Consider the following 15,568-nt stretch of genomic DNA (forward strand, 5'->3'; position numbering starts at 1 on the left):
GCCGGATTCCTCCGCGGGCGGCGCGGTGGAGCCCACCTCCTTGTGCCGAGAGCCGGATTCCTCCGCGGGCGGCGCGGTGGAGCCCACCTCCTTGTGCCGAGAGCCGGATTCCTCCGCGGGCGGCGCGGTGGAGCCCACCTCCTTGTGCCGAGAGCCGGATTCCTCCGCGGGCGGCGCGTACGGAGGAATCCGGCTGTCGGCGAAAGGGGGGCTTGCTTCTGGCGGAATCCGGCTGTCGGCGATGGGCGGATGCCCGTCACCCGGCGGAGGAATCCGGCTGTCGGGGCGGGGTGCTGGCGCTGCTAGCGTCGCCGGATGACTGAGCGACGTTCCCCCTCCGGTGCCTCCGACCCCGTCGACGGGCTCCTCGTCGTCGACAAGCCGCCGGCGTGGACGAGCCACGACGTCGTCGGCCGCGTGCGGCGCCTCGCCGGCACCCGCAAGGTCGGCCACGCGGGCACCCTGGACCCGATGGCCACCGGCGTCCTCGTCCTCGGCGTCAACCGCGCCACCCGGCTGCTCACCTACCTCGTCGGCGCGGACAAGGAGTACACCGCCACCGTCCGCCTCGGTCAGGCGACCGTGACCGACGACGCCGAGGGGGACGTCACCGACGCCCCCGGTGCTCCCGACGTCGACACCGGCGCACTCGCCGCGGCCGTCGCCGCCATGCGCGGGCCGATCCAGCAGGTGCCGAGCTCCGTCAGCGCGATCAAGGTCGACGGCAAGCGCTCCTACGCCCGCGTCCGCGGCGGGGAGGAGGTCGAGCTCGCGGCCCGACCCGTCACCATCCACCGCCTGGACGTGCTCGCGCAGCGGACGACGACGGCGCAGGACGGCACCGCCGTCACCGACCTGGACGTCGTCGTCGGGTGCTCCTCGGGTACCTACGTCCGTGCCCTCGCCCGCGACCTCGGCGCTGCCCTCGGCACCGGCGGCCACCTCACCGCGCTGCGACGCACCTACGTGGGCCCCTTCGCCCTCGACGGCGCCGCGGACCTCGACACCCTCGGCGCCGCGCACGCGGAGGGCCGGCCCGTGCAGCTGCTCTCCATGACCGAGGCGTGCCGCGCGGCCTTCGACCTGCGCGAGCTCTCCGCCAGTGAGACCACCGCCGTGCGCTACGGCCAGCGGGTCGACGCCACCGGCCGGCCCGGCCCGGTCGCGGCCCTGGCCCCGGACGGCCACGTCGTCGCCCTGCTCGAGGACCGCGGCGCCCAGGCGCGCCCGGTGCTCGTCCTCGACCCCGCGTGAGCCGCCCTCAGGCGCAGCCTCTCCGCGCGGGGACCGCCGGGCTGTGCCACCCTGCCCGGACGGCGTCGTGCGACGAGAGGGGGAGCGGTGCTCCAGGTGCTGTGGGGAGTGGGCGGCATGGTCGTCGTCCTGGCGATCGCGTGGTTGCTGTCGGTCGACCGACGGCGGATCAACTACCGGACCGTGTCCCTCGCGCTGCTCGTCCAGGTCGTCTTCGGCGTCCTCGTCCTCTACGTGCCCGCCGGCCAGCGGGTCCTCGAGGCGGTGACCTCGGGCGTGCAGTCGGTCATCAACTCCTCCGCCGCGGGCATCGAGTTCCTTTTCGGCCCGATCCTGCCTGACGAGGGCTCGGTCTTCGCCTTCCAGGTGCTCCCCGTCATCGTCTTCTTCGCGGCGCTCACCGCGGTGCTCTACCACGTGGGCCTCCTCCAGCTCGTCACGCGCTGGATCGGCGGCGCCCTGGCGAAGCTCCTGGGCACCACCGGGCCGGAGTCGATGAATGCCGCTGCCAACATCTTCGTCGGCCAGACCGAGGCACCGCTCGTCATCCGTCCCTACATCAAGGACATGACGCCCTCGGAGATCTTCGCCGTCATGGCCGGCGGTCTCACGACGGTGGCCGGCTCGGTCCTCGTCGGCTACTCCCTGCTCGGCGCGAACCTCGAGTACCTCATCGCCGCGAGCTTCATGGCCGCCCCCGCGGGCCTCCTCATGGCGAAGATGCTCGTTCCCGCCGGCGCCGTCGCGGGGATCGGCCCCAACGCGGAGAGCGCCGCCACCCCGGACGCGCGCGTCACCGACCCCGCCGACGCCGACGCCGCCGACGACGGCGACACCTCCCGCCGCGGCGGCTCCCGGCTCATGGCGGCCTTCCGTCGCGGCTCCCGCCGGGGCGGCACCCACGAGGGTCGTGACGAGCTGGTCCGCCGTGCCCGCGGTAAGGACACCGCGGACGACGAGGACGAGGAGGAGCCCCCCGTCAACGTCATCGACGCCGCGGCCCGCGGCGCGTCGGACGGCCTCACCCTCGCGCTCAACGTCGGTGCGATGCTCCTCGCGTTCATCTCGCTCATCGCGCTGGCCAACATCGTCGTCGGTGGGATCGGCGGGTGGTTCGGGAACGAGGACCTCAGCGTCGAGGAGATCCTCGGCTACGTCTTCTCCCCGATCATGGCGGCCGTCGGTGTCCCCCTCCACGAGGCGGTCGACGCCGGCAGCTTCCTCGGCCAGAAGGTCATCCTCAACGAGTTCGTCGCCTTCTCCGACTTCGCGCCCAACGCCGGGGACTTCAGCGAGAAGTCCCAGGCCGTCATCACGTTCGCCCTCACCGGATTCGCCAACCTCGGCTCCCTCGCCATCCTCCTCGGTGGGCTGGGCGGCATCGCCCCCACCCAGCGCAGCGTCATCGCCACGCTCGGCCTGCGGGCGGTCCTCGCGGGCACGCTCGGCAACCTCCTGTCGGCGGCCATCGCCGGGATCCTCATCGGCTGAGCCGGGGTAGTCTCGGCTGCGGCCCGCAGCCAGCGACCGCCGACGACAGAAGGAGTCCCAGCGTGCAGGTGTGGCACGGCATCGAGCAGATCCCCGACGGTCTGAGCGGCAGTGTCGTCACCATCGGCAACTTCGACGGCGTCCACCGCGGACACCGGGCCGTGCTCACGGCCACCACGGAGCGAGCCCGCGCGCTCGGGGTCCCCGCCGTCGCCCTCACCTTCGACCCGCACCCCGCGCAGGTCCACCGGCCGGGCACGACTCCGCCCCTCCTCACCGGTCTCACCGACCGGCTCGCGCTCCTCGCCGAGGTCGGCATCGACGCGACGCTCGTCCTCCACTACACCCTCGACCTCGCCGCGCTCACGCCCGAGGCGTTCGTCACCGGCTACCTGCGCGACGCGCTGCGGGCCCGCGCCGTCGTCGTCGGCCACGACACGCGATTCGGGCGCGGCAACTCCGGTGACCAGCACACGATGGCGGCCCTGGGGCGGGAGCACGGCTTCGCCGTCGACGTCGTCGCGGACGTCGGTGTGGACCGGCGTTGGTCCTCCAGCTGGGCCCGTGAGCTCGTCGAGTCCGGCGACGTGGCCGCCGCCGCGACCGTCCTCGGCCGCCCCCACCGCATGCGCGGGGCCGTCGTCCGCGGGCAGGCCCGTGGCCGCGACCTCGGCTTCCCAACGGCGAACCTCGCCCCGTCCGCGACCGGCACCATCCCCGCCGACGGCGTCTACGCGGGCTGGCTGCGCCGCCACGCGGGCACGGGGGAGCGGCTGCCCGCCGCGATCTCCGTCGGCACCAACCCCACGTTCGGGGACATCGCCGAGCGCATCGTCGAGGCCCACGTCATCGGGCGCACCGACCTCGACCTGTACGACGAGGAGGTCGTCGTCGAGTTCGTCGAGCGGCTGCGCCCGACCCTGCGCTACGAGGGCGTCGAGGCTCTCGTCGCACAGATGCGCCTGGACGTCACCGACGCGCTCGCCGTGCTGGGCGAGTCGGCCGTCTGATAGCATCATCCCTTGCCGTCAGATCGGCCGCGGATGCGTCATGCCCGGGTGGACATGCCCCGGTGCTCCGCGCAACGACACCACTAGGAGAACCTGTGCCCCTCGCTGCAGACGTCAAGCAGTCCATCATCGCCGAGTACGCCACCCACGAGGGCGACACCGGTTCGCCGGAGGTCCAGATCGCGATGCTCAGCCGTCGCATCCTCGACCTCACCGAGCACCTCAAGATGCACAAGCACGACCACCACAGCCGTCGTGGTCTGCTGCTGCTCGTCGGCCAGCGCCGCAACCTGCTCAAGTACCTGCAGCGCGTCGACATCGAGCGGTACCGCACCCTGATCGGGCGCCTCGGACTGCGTCGCTGACACTCGCGCCGGCTCGGACCCTCACGGGTCCGGGCCGGCCTTGCAATGTCCGCCGCCCGGCGGACGACAACTCAACACACCACCACCGCGCCGGACGTACCGAGCCGGTTTTCGGTAGTGGCCCCCGGAAGACCGGTTCGCCGGTGGTCCGTGGGCCTCGATCGAAGGCCGCCGGGCGCCGCGCGACGACCACGAAGGAGGGCGCCCCATGGAGGGACCCGAGATCACGTCCGCCGAAGCCGTCATCGACAACGGCAAGTTCGGCACCCGCACCGTCCGCTTCGAGACCGGCCGTCTGGCCCGTCAGGCCGCCGGCTCCGCCGTCGCGTACCTCGACGAGGACACGATGCTGCTGTCGGCGACCACGTTCGGCAAGAACCCGAAGGACCACTTCGACTTCTTCCCGCTGACCGTGGACGTCGAGGAGCGCCAGTACGCCGCCGGCAAGATCCCCGGCTCGTTCTTCCGCCGCGAGGGCCGTCCCTCGACCGAGGCGATCCTCGCCTGCCGGCTCATCGACCGCCCGCTGCGCCCGTCCTTCGCCAAGGGCCTGCGCAACGAGGTGCAGGTCGTCGAGACTGTCCTCGCGATCCACCCCGACGACTCCTACGACGTCCTGGCGATCAACGCCGCGTCGATGTCGACCCAGATCTCCGGTCTGCCCTTCTCCGGGCCGATCGGCGGCACCCGCATCGCCCTCATCGACGACCAGTGGGTCGCCTTCCCGCGCTACTCCGAGCTCGAGCGGGCCGTCTTCTCGATGGTCGTCGCCGGCCGCGTCGTCACCGACGCGCAGGGCACCGAGGACGTCGCGGTCATGATGGTCGAGGCCGAGGCCACCGACAACGCCTGGACGCTCATCAAGGAGCAGGGCGCCACCGCCCCGACCGAGGAGGTCGTGGCCCAGGGCCTGGAGGCCGCCAAGCCGTTCATCCTCGCGCTGTGCCACGCGCAGAGCGAGCTCGCGGCGAACACCTCCAAGCCGACGACCGAGCTGCCCCGCTTCCTCGACTACTCCACCGAGGAGTACGAGGCCGTCGTCGCCCACGCCGGCACGGACCTCTCCGAGGCCATCGCCATCGCGGGCAAGCACGAGCGCGAGGACCGTCTCGACGAGGTCAAGAAGGCCACCCTCGAGGCGCTCGCCGGGCAGTTCCCGGACGCCGCAAAGAACCTCTCCGCCGCCTTCCGCGCCGCCACCAAGCACTTCATGCGCCGCCGCGTCCTCACCGACGGCGTGCGCATGGACGGTCGCGGGCTGCGCGACATCCGCACCCTGTCCGCCGAGGTCGACGTGCTCCCGCGCGTCCACGGCTCGGCGATCTTCGAGCGCGGCGAGACGCAGATCATGGGCGTGACCACGCTCAACATGCTCCGCATGGAGCAGCAGCTCGACACCCTCTCCCCGCAGACGCGCAAGCGCTACATGCACAACTACAACTTCCCGCCCTACTCCACCGGTGAGACCGGTCGCGTGGGCTCGCCCAAGCGTCGCGAGATCGGGCACGGCGCCCTCGCCGAGCGCGCCCTCATGCCCGTCCTGCCCTCCCGCGAGGAGTTCCCCTACGCGATCCGGCAGGTCTCCGAGGCACTGGGCTCCAACGGCTCCACCTCGATGGGCTCGGTCTGCGCCTCGACCCTGTCCCTGTACAACGCCGGCGTGCCGCTGCGCGCCCCCGTGGCCGGCATCGCCATGGGCCTGATGACCGACGAGGTCGACGGTGAGACCCGCTACGCGGCGCTCACCGACATCCTCGGCGCCGAGGACGCCTTCGGTGACATGGACTTCAAGGTCGCCGGTACCCGCGAGTTCGTCACGGCCATCCAGCTGGACACCAAGCTCGACGGCATCCCGTCCTCCGTGCTCACCGGTGCCCTGTCGCAGGCCCGTGACGCGCGCCTGCACATCCTCGACGTCATGACGGAGGTCATCGACGCCCCCGACGAGATGGCCCCGACGGCGCCCCGCGTCATCACGGTCAAGGTCCCCGTCGACAAGATCGGTGAGGTCATCGGCCCGAAGGGCAAGATGATCAACCAGATCCAGGAGGACACCGGCGCGGACATCTCCATCGAGGACGACGGCACCGTCTACATCGGCGCGACCGACGGCCCCTCGGCCGAGGCCGCCCGCCAGGCGGTCAATGCCATCGCCAACCCGCAGATGCCCGAGATCGGCGAGCGCTTCGTCGGGACCGTCGTCAAGACGACCACCTTCGGCGCCTTCGTCTCCCTGTCCCCGGGCAAGGACGGCCTGCTCCACATCTCGCAGATCCGCCGGCTCGTCGGCGGCAAGCGCGTGGAGAACGTCGAGGACGTCCTCGGCGTGGGCCAGCAGGTCCAGGTCGAGCTCGCCGAGATCGACGCCCGTGGCAAGCTCTCCCTGCACGCCGTCGTCGACGACGAGGAGGGCGAGGCGGCCGAGACCGCAGCGCCCGATGCTGCCGAGGCGACCGAGTCCGCTGAAGCGACCGAGTCCGGCGAGGACCAGGGCGAGCGCGAGGAGCGTCCGCGCCGTGAGGGCGGCGGCCGCCGTCGCGAGCGTCGCCCCCGTACCCGTGAGGACGGCGACAGCGCTGGTGCCTGAGGCACTTCCCCTGGGCCCGGCCGGCGAGCCGGGCACCGAGATCCAGCTGGAGCAGGACGGCAGCGTCATCCGACGCTCCGTCCTGCCCGGCGGGATCCGCGTGCTGAGCGAGGCCATGCCGGCCCAGCGCTCAGCCACGATCGGGGCCTGGGTGGCCGTCGGCTCGCGTGACGAGACCGACGGCCACCACGGCTCGACCCACTTCCTCGAGCACCTGCTCTTCAAGGGCACCCCTCGCCGGGACGCGATGGACATCGCCGTGGCCTTTGACACCGTCGGCGGGGAGGCCAACGCGGCCACCGGCAAGGAGCACACCTGCTACTACGCGCGGGTGCTCGACGCCGACCTGCCGATGGCGGTGGACGTCATCACTGACATGGTGACCTCGGCGCTGCTCGACGCCGAGGAGTTCGAGATCGAGCGCGGCGTCATCCTCGAGGAGCTGGCGATGGCGGGGGACGACCCCGTCGACGTCGCCCACGAGCAGTTCGCCACCGCGGTCCTCGGGCCGCACCCCCTCGGGCGGCCGATCGGCGGCACCCCGGCCACCATCCGCGGCGTCCCGCGGCAGGCCGTGCTCGAGCACTACCGGCGCACTTACGTACCGAGCGAGCTCGTCGTCACCGCGGCGGGCGCGGTCGACCACGACGAGCTGTGCCGTCAGGTCCTCGAGGCTGTCGGTGCAGGCGGGTGGGAGCTCGACCCGGCGGGCGTGCCCGCCGCTCGCCGCTCCGCCGGCGACGACGCGCTGCCCTCCGAGGGCCGCGCCCTCACGCTGCACCGAACCACGGAGCAGGCCAACGTCATCCTCGGCTGCCAGGGCCTGCCCGCCGGCGACGACCGCCGCTGGGCGCTGTCGGTCCTCATGACCGCGCTGGGCGGCGGCATGAGCTCGCGCCTGTTCCAGGAGATCCGCGAGCGGCGTGGGCTCGCCTACTCCACCTACGCCTTCGCCTCCTCCTACGCCGAGGCGGGCACCGTGGGCCTGTACGCCGGCTGCGCGCCGGAGAACACCGTGCAGGTCGTCGAGCTGCTCGGCGTTGAGCTCGACCGCATCGCTGGCGCGCCGCTGCCCGTCGACGAGCTCGGGCGGGCCATCGGCCAGCTGAGTGGCAACCTCGTCCTCGGCCTGGAGGACACCGGCTCGCGCATGTCCCGGCTCGGGCGCGCGGAGATCGTCCACGGCGAGCTCACCACCGTCGCCGAGACGCTCGAGCGGGTCTCAGGCGTCACGGCCGAGCAGGTGCAGGCGCTGGCGGTCGAGCTGGCTGCCAAGCCGCGCTCGCTCGTCGTCGTCGGCCCCTTCGAGGACGACCTCGCCGGCCAGCTCCTCTCGCGCCTCGCCGTCGACAGCTGAGCTGTTCCCAGCGGCCTCACGCCGCACGGCGGGTACGTGCGCCGTGAGCGGCACGAGCGCTCGGTAACACCTCAGCGCTCGGCTGGGGTGGGCGGTACTGAGGGGCGGGGACCGCGCGGCTTATGCTCGCGGGCATGAGTGAACCCCTCAAGGTGGCCGTGCTCGGTGCCGACGGGCGCATGGGCGCCACCGTCTGCGACGCTGTCGAGAACGCACCGGACCTGCAGCTCGTCGCCCGTCTCGAAAGGGACGACGACGTCGCCTCGCTGGCCGGGCGGGCGGACGTCGCCGTGGACTTCACCGTCCCCTCCGTCACCGAGGCGAACGTCCACGCGCTCCTCGACGCCGGGGTGCACGCCGTCGTCGGCACGACCGGCTGGGACGACCCGGCCCTCGCCCGCGTGGAGGAGCACCTCGCGCGCACCGACGGGCTCGGCGTGGTCATCGCCCCGAACTTCGCCCTGTCCGCCGTGCTCGCCATGCAGTTCGCCGCCACCGCGGCCCGCTACTTCGAGTCCGCCGAGGTCATCGAGCTCCACCATCCGAACAAGGTCGACGCACCGTCGGGGACCGCGTTGGCCACCGCCCGCGGCATCGCCGCAGCGCGCCGCGACGCCGGCCTGGGCGAGATGCCCGACGCCACCCAGACGCAGCTCGACGGCGCCCGCGGCGCGGTCGTCGACGGCGTCCACGTCCACGCGGTCCGCCTGCGAGGCCTGGTCGCCCACGAGGAGGTCGTCCTCGGCAACCCGGGGGAGCAGCTGACGATCCGGACCGACTCCTTCGACCGCGAGAGCTTCATGCCCGGTGTCCTCCTCGCCGTCCGCGAGGTCGGCGGCCGCCCGGGGCTCACCGTGGGCCTGGAGCACATGCTCGACCTGGCCTGAGGAGCCCGTCGCGGGGCTCCCGAGAGGCGCCCCGTGGCCCGCCGTACCAGGATGGCGGGCGTGAGTCGTCTCGCGGACAGGTACGAGCTGCGGCACGTCGTCGGACGTGGCGGGATGGGACGTGTCTGGGCGGCCCGTGACGTGCACTCCGGGCGCGACGTCGCCGTCAAGACCGCCGAGGCGGTACGCGGCGGGACCGGTGCGCTGCGGCGGGAGGCGGCGCTCGCGGCGTCGGTCGACCACCCGGGGGTCGTGGAGGTCCACGACGCGGGTCACGACGGCGACATGGACTATCTCGTCATGGACCTCCTCAGCGGGCCCGACCTCGCCGCCGTGCTGGAAGACGGGCCGGTGCCGCCGGCGGAGGCGCTGCGGATCGTGCACGACCTCGCCGACGCGCTGGCCGCCGTCCACGACGCAGGGGTGGTCCACGGCGACGTCAAGCCGGCGAACGTCGTCCTCACCGACGACGCCGTCGTGCTCGTGGACTTCGGCGTCGCGGCCGCCTCGCCCTCCTGCGCCGGCCCCGTGACGTTCGGGACGGCACCGTACATGGCCCCGGAGCAGGTCGCGTCGGCGCCGGCGACCGGTGCGAGCGACGTCTACGCCCTCGGCTGCCTCCTCACCGCGACGCTCGCCGGCCGGCCACCCTTCACCGCGGACTCGCCGACGGAGATCCTCCACCGCCACGTGCGGGCGGCGGCACCGCGGCTGCGCGAGCTCGTGCTCGATGTCCCCCCGAGTCTGGACGAGCTGGGTGCGGCGATGCTCCACAAGGAGCCAAACGGTCGCTGCTCTGCCGCGGAGGTGCGTGACGTGCTCGCCGACATGCGCGGAGAGGTCAAGCTCCCGCACCGCCCGCTGCGACCAGTGGGCAATATGGTGAGCCGCCCGGAGCCTGACGCGACGAGGCCGATCCTCGAGCTGTCCCCGGCGGTCTGACGGCGCACCTGCTCGGTCGAGGCTCAGGCGAGAGCCGGCAACCGCCGGTCACCACAGGAACGTCATGCAGCCGATCGCGAAGACGACGAGACCGCCGAAGAGGACGAGCGTCAGCAACGCGCTCTCCAGCTCGCTCGGGGCCTGGTACTCCTGTTCGTCGGGTGCCGGCCCGGGGGGCTCGGCGCCGACGGTGGGTTCCGTGCTCATGTGTTCACCACCCAACGCTGGATCTCGGTGTACATGGCGATGGTGAGGATGGTGAAGACGACGCCCATGAAGGCGGTGTACATCCAGCGGCTGCGGTGGTCGGCCAGCCAGAACCGCCTGACGGCGACGACCCCGTTGACCACGGCGAGCACGCACAGCAGGAGACCGACCGGTGCTGCCACCCGTCCAGCGAGACTCAGCGCCGGCACCGCGAGGGGCACCGCCAGGTACGTGATGAGGCAGCGGACGGCCGACACCACCACCGAGACGCGGAAGGCCCGGTGCGCACCGGTGCCGCTCTTCCGGTCAACACCGGTGACCCCGAGGAGGCGCCGCATGTACCGGTCAGCGGTGCGGTCGGAGCGGAAGCCGGCGAGCGGGGCGACGGCCGGCGCCTGGGAGGTGGTCATGTCATCTCCTCCTGTGCCGCGCGGCCGCGGTAGTGGGACCACAGCCGCCGTACTCCGAGCATCGCCATGCCCAGGCCCAGTCCCCCCAGGACGAATCCCCCGAACAGCCCCCAGTACTGCGGGTTCATCTCCACGGCTGCCTCCTGCGAACCCGTGATGGACCCCACCAGGAAGCCGAACAGCGGGGCGAGCGCCGCTGTGCCGATCCCGAGCACGAGCCTCCAGAAACCGGGCGGGGTGGGCACGAGCCGTACTGGCCGACCGGGGGCGGGCAGCAGCGGGTCGTCGCTGGACTCGCTCATCGCGACTCTCCTTCCGCGTGGTCGTCGACGACGCTCAGCCCACGCGTCTCGGACCTTTCGTCGCGGCTGCCGGCGGTGGGTGCACGCGCGGCAGGTGGACTCTGCCCGAACGCGTTCATCAACGGTCCGATGATGTCCATCGGCAGCGGGAACACGACGGTGGAGTTCTGGTCGGCGCCCAGCTCGAGGAGCGTCTGCAGGTAGCGCAGCTGCAAGGAGGCTGGCGCCTCGCTGAGCGTCAGCGCCGCGTCCCGCAGCTCCTGCGACGCCTCCAGCTCGCCGTGGGCGCTGATCACCTTGGCGCGGCGTTCCCGCTCGGCCTCGGCCTGGCGTGCCATGGCGCGTTGCATCATCTCCGGGATCTCCACGTCCTTGATCTCCACCACGGAGACCTCCACACCCCACGGCACGGCTTGGCGGGCGATGGACTGCTGGAGGTCGTCGTTGAGGTCGGCGCGGTGGGCCAGCAGCGTGTCGAGGTCGGCGCGACCGACGACCGACCGCAGCGTGGTCTGGGCGAACTGGGAGGTGGCGACCGCGTGGTTCTCCACCGTCATCACCGACTTCACCGGGTCGACGACCCTGAACATCACCACGGCGTTGACCCGGGCGGTGACGTTGTCACGCGTGATGACCTCCTGCGGCGGGATGGTCAGGGTGACCACGCGCAGGTCCACGGGCACCAGTGTGTCCAGCAACGGCAGCCGGACGACGATGCCCGGGCCCAGTGCGCCGCGCAGACGCCCCAGCCGGAACGCGACCACGCGTTCGTACTCGCGGACCATCCGCAGCGAGAGAAAGGCCAGCACCACGACGACGGCGGTCAGCATGATGGCGATGAGCAGGGTGTCATCCATCCTCAGGTTCCCTTCGGTCGGAGGCGTAGCTGGTGCGCCGGCGAGCCACCGCCTCGGCGACCACGCCGCGGTCGGCGAGGTTCTCGTCCAGCGTCTGGAAGCGCACGCCCTCCGGAACGGCCGGCGTCCGCCGCAGGTGGGACCACAGCGGCAGCGCGGCCAGGGCGATGACGAACGTCGCCCCCAGCAGCACCAGCTGCGCGGCCCAGCCGTCGACGGTGAACGCGGTGGCCAGCGGCCACAGCGCGGCCAGCACGGTGACCGCGCAGGCGATGCCACGGTGGAACCTGGCCGACTCGGAGGCCGGCCACACGTCGATCATCCGCTTCATCTCCCGTCCGTCGTCGGACGTGGTGCAGCTGTCCTTGACCGGGCAGGAGTTGCAGATCGTGGGACTCCCGCGGTAGCGCATCACCCGGTTGTCCGGGTCGAAGGACTGCGGCCACAACCACTGGTCCTCGGGACACTGCCAGGCGTCGTGGTCCTCGTGGTACGTGAATCCCGGCGTCTGCTGCTTCTCGTGGGCCGACTGCGCCCGCCGGGCGAACTGGTCGATCCCGTAGGCCACCAGCAGCAGCACCGCCCCGTAGCCGGCGGCCATCCACACCCAGGGCTCACTCATCGCTCGGCCTCCCCGCTGCGCCGTCTCGGCGGTCTGAGGCGTAGCCGCTCCCAGGGGTCCTACGGGCCGGACCCGCGGTCGTGATTCCGGTGCGGTCCTCGCGCGCCTCCTCGTGCTCCTCCACGAAGAGGGTCTCCGGCTCCATCCGGGTGACGGTGGCCTTGATCCCGTGCCGGACGCCCAGCCAGCAGATCCACACGAACGGCAGAATGCCGCCAAGGAGGAAGAGGACGTCACCGGGCATCCGCAGCCACTCGAGGACAACGTTGCCGGGCTGGGTGATGTACCCGAGGGTGCGGGCCTCGTAGTAGCCGAAGTTGACGGAGTTCCACAGCTGCATGACCCCCAGCGGCAGCAGCGTCGCGAACACCATCCAGGCCAGCCCGATGTTGAGTGACCAGAAAGAGATCTTGGCCAGTCTGTCCGGCCATCGGTCGGGCGGGATGATGTAGCGCAAGGCGAAGAGCGCCAGCCCGATCGCCAGCATCCCGTACACGCCCATCATCGAGCCGTGGGCGTGGTTCGCCGTCAGAGCAGTGCCGATCTGGAAGTAGGACACGATCGGCAGGTTGATGAGGAACCCGAAGACGCCCGCGCCGAGAAAGTTCCAAAAGCCGACGGCCACGAGGAACATCACCGCCCAGCGGTGGGGGAACGGTGCGCTGTTGCGTGACTCCTGCCTGGCTCCCAGCTGCAGGAACGTCCAGGCCTCGATGGTGAGGAAGGTCAGCGGGATGACCTCGAGAGCGGAGAAGAAGGCGCCGAGGGCCATGTGCTCGACCGGCGTGCCCGAGAAGTACAGGTGGTGCATCGTGCCGATGACCCCGCCCATTGAGTACAGGATCACGTCGAGGAGGATGACCTGGATGGCGATCTTGCGCCTCACCACGCCGAGCATGACGAACACGTAGGCGACCATCACGGTGGTGAACAGCTCGAGGAAGTCCTCCACCCACAGGTGCACCACCCAGAAGCGCCAGAACTCGGCGACCGTCAGGTGGGTCTCGGTGGTGGCGAGCAGCCCGACGGCGTAGAAGGCGGGGATCGCCAGCCCCGCGTAGAGGAACAGCCAGGGCATGTTGAACTTCGACTCGGTACGCAGCCGGGAGCGGATCGCCCGGTAGATGATGAGGATCCACAGGAACAGCCCGATGACCAGCAGGATTTGCCAGAAGCGCGGCAGGTCCAGGTACTCCCACTGCTGGTCGAAGAAGATCGAGCCCTTGGCCCACTCGGGCCCGAAGATGCTCACGGCAGTGCTGCCGAGCATCCCGACGACGACGAGCGTCAGCGCGCCCAGCAGGCCGTAGGCCAGCCAGTGCTGCCGCTTGGGTTCCCGGCCCGAGATGATGGGGGCGAGGAAGATCGCGGCGGCGAGGAACGCGGCTGCGGTCCACAGCAGGGAGAGCTGGACGTGCCAGGTGCGGGAGAGGTTGAACGGCAGTACCTGGGCCAGGTCGAGTCCGAAGAAACCGCTAAGCTCCACGCGATAGTGCTCGACGGCGGCGCCGAGGGTCGCCTGGACGAGGAAGAGCAGCGAGACGACGAGGAAGAACCAGGACGTGGCCTTCTGCGCCTTGGTGATGCCCACTGCCCCGGGCTGGAGGAAGCGCAGCGACGGCGACTCGCTGCCCTTCCACCCGATGTTCCTGCTCCATCGGCCGTAGAGCGCAAACAGGATGCCGAGGCCGGCGAGCAGCGCGACCAGCGAGATGCCGGACCATACGAGGATGTCTGCGGTGGGCTTGTTGTCGACGCGCGGCTCCGGCGGCCAGTTGTTGGTGTAGGAGTAGTCGTGCCCCGGCCGCTCGGCAGCGCTCGCCCACGCCGTCCAGGCGAAGAACGCCGTCAACGCGTGGATCTCCTCCGGATCGGTGATCTTGCTCGGCAGGAGCCCGTGCTCGGTGGTGTCGACGCCGAAGAAGTCGGCGTAGTAGTTGCGGATGTCCGTGAAGGCGGCGACCTGCTCGTCGGTGAGGACCAGGTCACCGGTCTGCGGGTCGTAGCGGTTGGTCCGCATCATCTGCGTCGTCGTGGTCTGTGGGTCCGCCACCCCCTGTCCCTCGAGGGACTCACGGACGTGCTCGCTGCTCAGGCGCAGGTACTCCGCGGTGTAGTCAGGGCCCAGGTACGCGCCGTGGCCGACGATGGACCCGTACTGCTGCAGCCCGCGTCGCAGGAATATCTGCTGTCCCTCGGTGATCTCCTCCTCGGTGAAGACTGCGTCACCGGAGGTGTCGACCGCCCGCTGCGGGAGGGGCATCGAGTCCGTGTACGTGCGATAAGCCAGCACCCCCATGACGAGGAAGCCGAAGATGAGCACGAGGGCGACGCCCTGGACCCAACCCTTGGAAATGGCGATCTCGGTCCTGGACGCGTCGTGCTGGGTCTTGCGGTCGTCGACGCTCATGACGGAACCTCCCCCGTTCCGCAGGCCGGCTCCGTAGGCGGCTCTGCTGGCGCCGACTATGCCGCGAGACACGCTGGTTGTCCATGCCTGCGGCGGGAGGGCGGCGCGAGGAGCTGTTCGTCCCTGTCACCGTCCAGCCGTCGGGGCACGGGGAAAGAATGCTCCCCGTGATGTCGTTCCCCGACCTCTCACACGTTCCCGGGTGGAGGCTTCAGACCTGGGCGAACCAGCAGCTCTCGACGACGTCTCCCGCACCGGTCGTGAGGACGCGGCGCGGCCCGGCCGGCGCGAATCCCGCCGAGGAGAGGAAGCGGGTGCGGGCGTCGTCCTCCTGGCCCGCCCACATGACGAGCGACGTCGCGCCCGCCTCGCCGGCGAGGTCGACGCAGGCGGCGAGCAGCCGGGAGCCGTGCCCCTCGCGCGTGTGAGAGTCCTCGACCTCCAGCGCCAGCACCTCCACCGGCGCCTCGCCGGCGGACTCGGGCAGCTCCACGCCCTCGGCCGGGGCAAAGGCGAGGAAGCCGACGACCTCGACGCCCGCGCAGGCGGTGAGGACGCGGTGGCGCTGGCTGGGCGGGGCACTGACGGCCGCCTGCCACTGGGCGGTCACGGCGGAGGTGTCGACCGCGCCGAGCTCCTCCTCGGTGATGATCCCGCGCCCGCGCCACGCCGCCAGCTGCAGTCGGGTGACGAGAGGGGCGTCCTCGGGGACGGCCGGGCGCACGGAAAGGTCCGCCGTCGGGCCGTGGTCGTGACCCGCGTGCGGGTCGTCGTCGGGCAGGGCGCCGGCTGCCAGGGCACCGAGCAGGTCGTCCGCGTCGTGCGGCGTGCTGTCCATCCTCACCCCAGCAGGCTACCGGCGCGGGC

The 15,568-nt window shown here is 71.5% G+C and carries 15 protein-coding genes; 8 read left to right on the top strand and 7 right to left on the bottom strand.

Annotated elements, in window-relative coordinates; all coding sequences use genetic code 11:
• Positions 1–315: 315 nt before the first annotated feature.
• From truB to M3148_RS12410, 8 genes are all read left to right on the top strand, one after another.
• The gene (gene truB / locus M3148_RS12375) at positions 316–1,254 is read left to right on the top strand and encodes a tRNA pseudouridine(55) synthase TruB (protein ID WP_251305012.1); all 939 of its coding nucleotides are present in this window, start codon (positions 316–318) and stop codon (positions 1,252–1,254) included.
• Between the two features lie 87 nt (positions 1,255–1,341).
• The gene (locus M3148_RS12380; RefSeq protein WP_251305013.1) at positions 1,342–2,745 is read left to right on the top strand and encodes a NupC/NupG family nucleoside CNT transporter; all 1,404 of its coding nucleotides are present in this window, start codon (positions 1,342–1,344) and stop codon (positions 2,743–2,745) included.
• Positions 2,746–2,807: 62 nt separating this feature from the next.
• On the top strand, positions 2,808–3,755 hold the full coding sequence (locus M3148_RS12385) for a bifunctional riboflavin kinase/FAD synthetase (RefSeq protein WP_251305014.1): 948 nt from the start codon (positions 2,808–2,810) through the stop codon (positions 3,753–3,755).
• Positions 3,756–3,850: 95 nt separating this feature from the next.
• A complete protein-coding gene (gene rpsO / locus M3148_RS12390; protein ID WP_251305015.1) occupies positions 3,851–4,120 on the top strand; it encodes a 30S ribosomal protein S15 in 270 nt (89 codons plus the stop codon).
• A gap of 208 nt (positions 4,121–4,328) precedes the next feature.
• Entirely contained in the window at positions 4,329–6,707 is a 2,379-nt protein-coding gene (locus tag M3148_RS12395) for a polyribonucleotide nucleotidyltransferase (RefSeq protein WP_251305016.1), read from the top strand.
• Positions 6,700–8,064 (top strand): M16 family metallopeptidase, encoded by a 1,365-nt coding sequence (locus M3148_RS12400; RefSeq protein ID WP_251305017.1) that lies wholly within the window; start codon positions 6,700–6,702, stop codon positions 8,062–8,064. Before M3148_RS12395 ends, M3148_RS12400 begins: the two co-directional genes overlap by 8 nt.
• A gap of 134 nt (positions 8,065–8,198) precedes the next feature.
• Positions 8,199–8,951, top strand: a complete 753-nt coding sequence (gene dapB, locus M3148_RS12405) for a 4-hydroxy-tetrahydrodipicolinate reductase (protein WP_251305018.1) — start codon at positions 8,199–8,201, stop codon at positions 8,949–8,951.
• A 60-nt stretch (positions 8,952–9,011) separates the two neighbouring features.
• A complete protein-coding gene (locus M3148_RS12410) occupies positions 9,012–9,893 on the top strand; it encodes a serine/threonine-protein kinase (protein WP_251305019.1) in 882 nt (293 codons plus the stop codon).
• A 48-nt stretch (positions 9,894–9,941) separates the two neighbouring features.
• Here the strand turns inward: M3148_RS12410 and M3148_RS12415 are convergent, their stop codons facing one another.
• The 7 genes from M3148_RS12415 to M3148_RS12445 form a co-directional block, all read right to left on the bottom strand.
• Entirely contained in the window at positions 9,942–10,100 is a 159-nt protein-coding gene (locus tag M3148_RS12415; RefSeq protein ID WP_251305020.1) for a hypothetical protein, read from the bottom strand.
• On the bottom strand, positions 10,097–10,510 hold the full coding sequence (locus M3148_RS12420; RefSeq protein ID WP_251305021.1) for a hypothetical protein: 414 nt from the start codon (positions 10,508–10,510) through the stop codon (positions 10,097–10,099). The genes M3148_RS12415 and M3148_RS12420 overlap by 4 nt, the downstream gene beginning before the upstream one ends.
• Positions 10,507–10,812: a hypothetical protein gene (locus M3148_RS12425; protein ID WP_251305022.1), complete on the bottom strand. Its 306-nt coding sequence runs from the start codon at positions 10,810–10,812 to the stop codon at positions 10,507–10,509. The genes M3148_RS12420 and M3148_RS12425 overlap by 4 nt, the downstream gene beginning before the upstream one ends.
• A complete protein-coding gene (locus M3148_RS12430) occupies positions 10,809–11,669 on the bottom strand; it encodes a slipin family protein (RefSeq protein ID WP_251305023.1) in 861 nt (286 codons plus the stop codon). Before M3148_RS12430 ends, M3148_RS12425 begins: the two co-directional genes overlap by 4 nt.
• Complete coding sequence (locus M3148_RS12435) at positions 11,662–12,291, bottom strand: hypothetical protein (protein ID WP_251305024.1); 630 nt, start codon at positions 12,289–12,291, stop codon at positions 11,662–11,664. Before M3148_RS12435 ends, M3148_RS12430 begins: the two co-directional genes overlap by 8 nt.
• Complete coding sequence (locus M3148_RS12440; protein ID WP_251305025.1) at positions 12,284–14,701, bottom strand: nitric-oxide reductase large subunit; 2,418 nt, start codon at positions 14,699–14,701, stop codon at positions 12,284–12,286. Before M3148_RS12440 ends, M3148_RS12435 begins: the two co-directional genes overlap by 8 nt.
• Positions 14,702–14,912: 211 nt before the next feature.
• Positions 14,913–15,539, bottom strand: a complete 627-nt coding sequence (locus M3148_RS12445) for a GNAT family N-acetyltransferase (protein ID WP_251305116.1) — start codon at positions 15,537–15,539, stop codon at positions 14,913–14,915.
• Positions 15,540–15,568: the final 29 nt, after the last annotated feature.

Source organism: Georgenia satyanarayanai, from assembly GCF_023715365.1.
Lineage (GTDB): Bacteria > Actinomycetota > Actinomycetes > Actinomycetales > Actinomycetaceae > Oceanitalea > Oceanitalea satyanarayanai_B.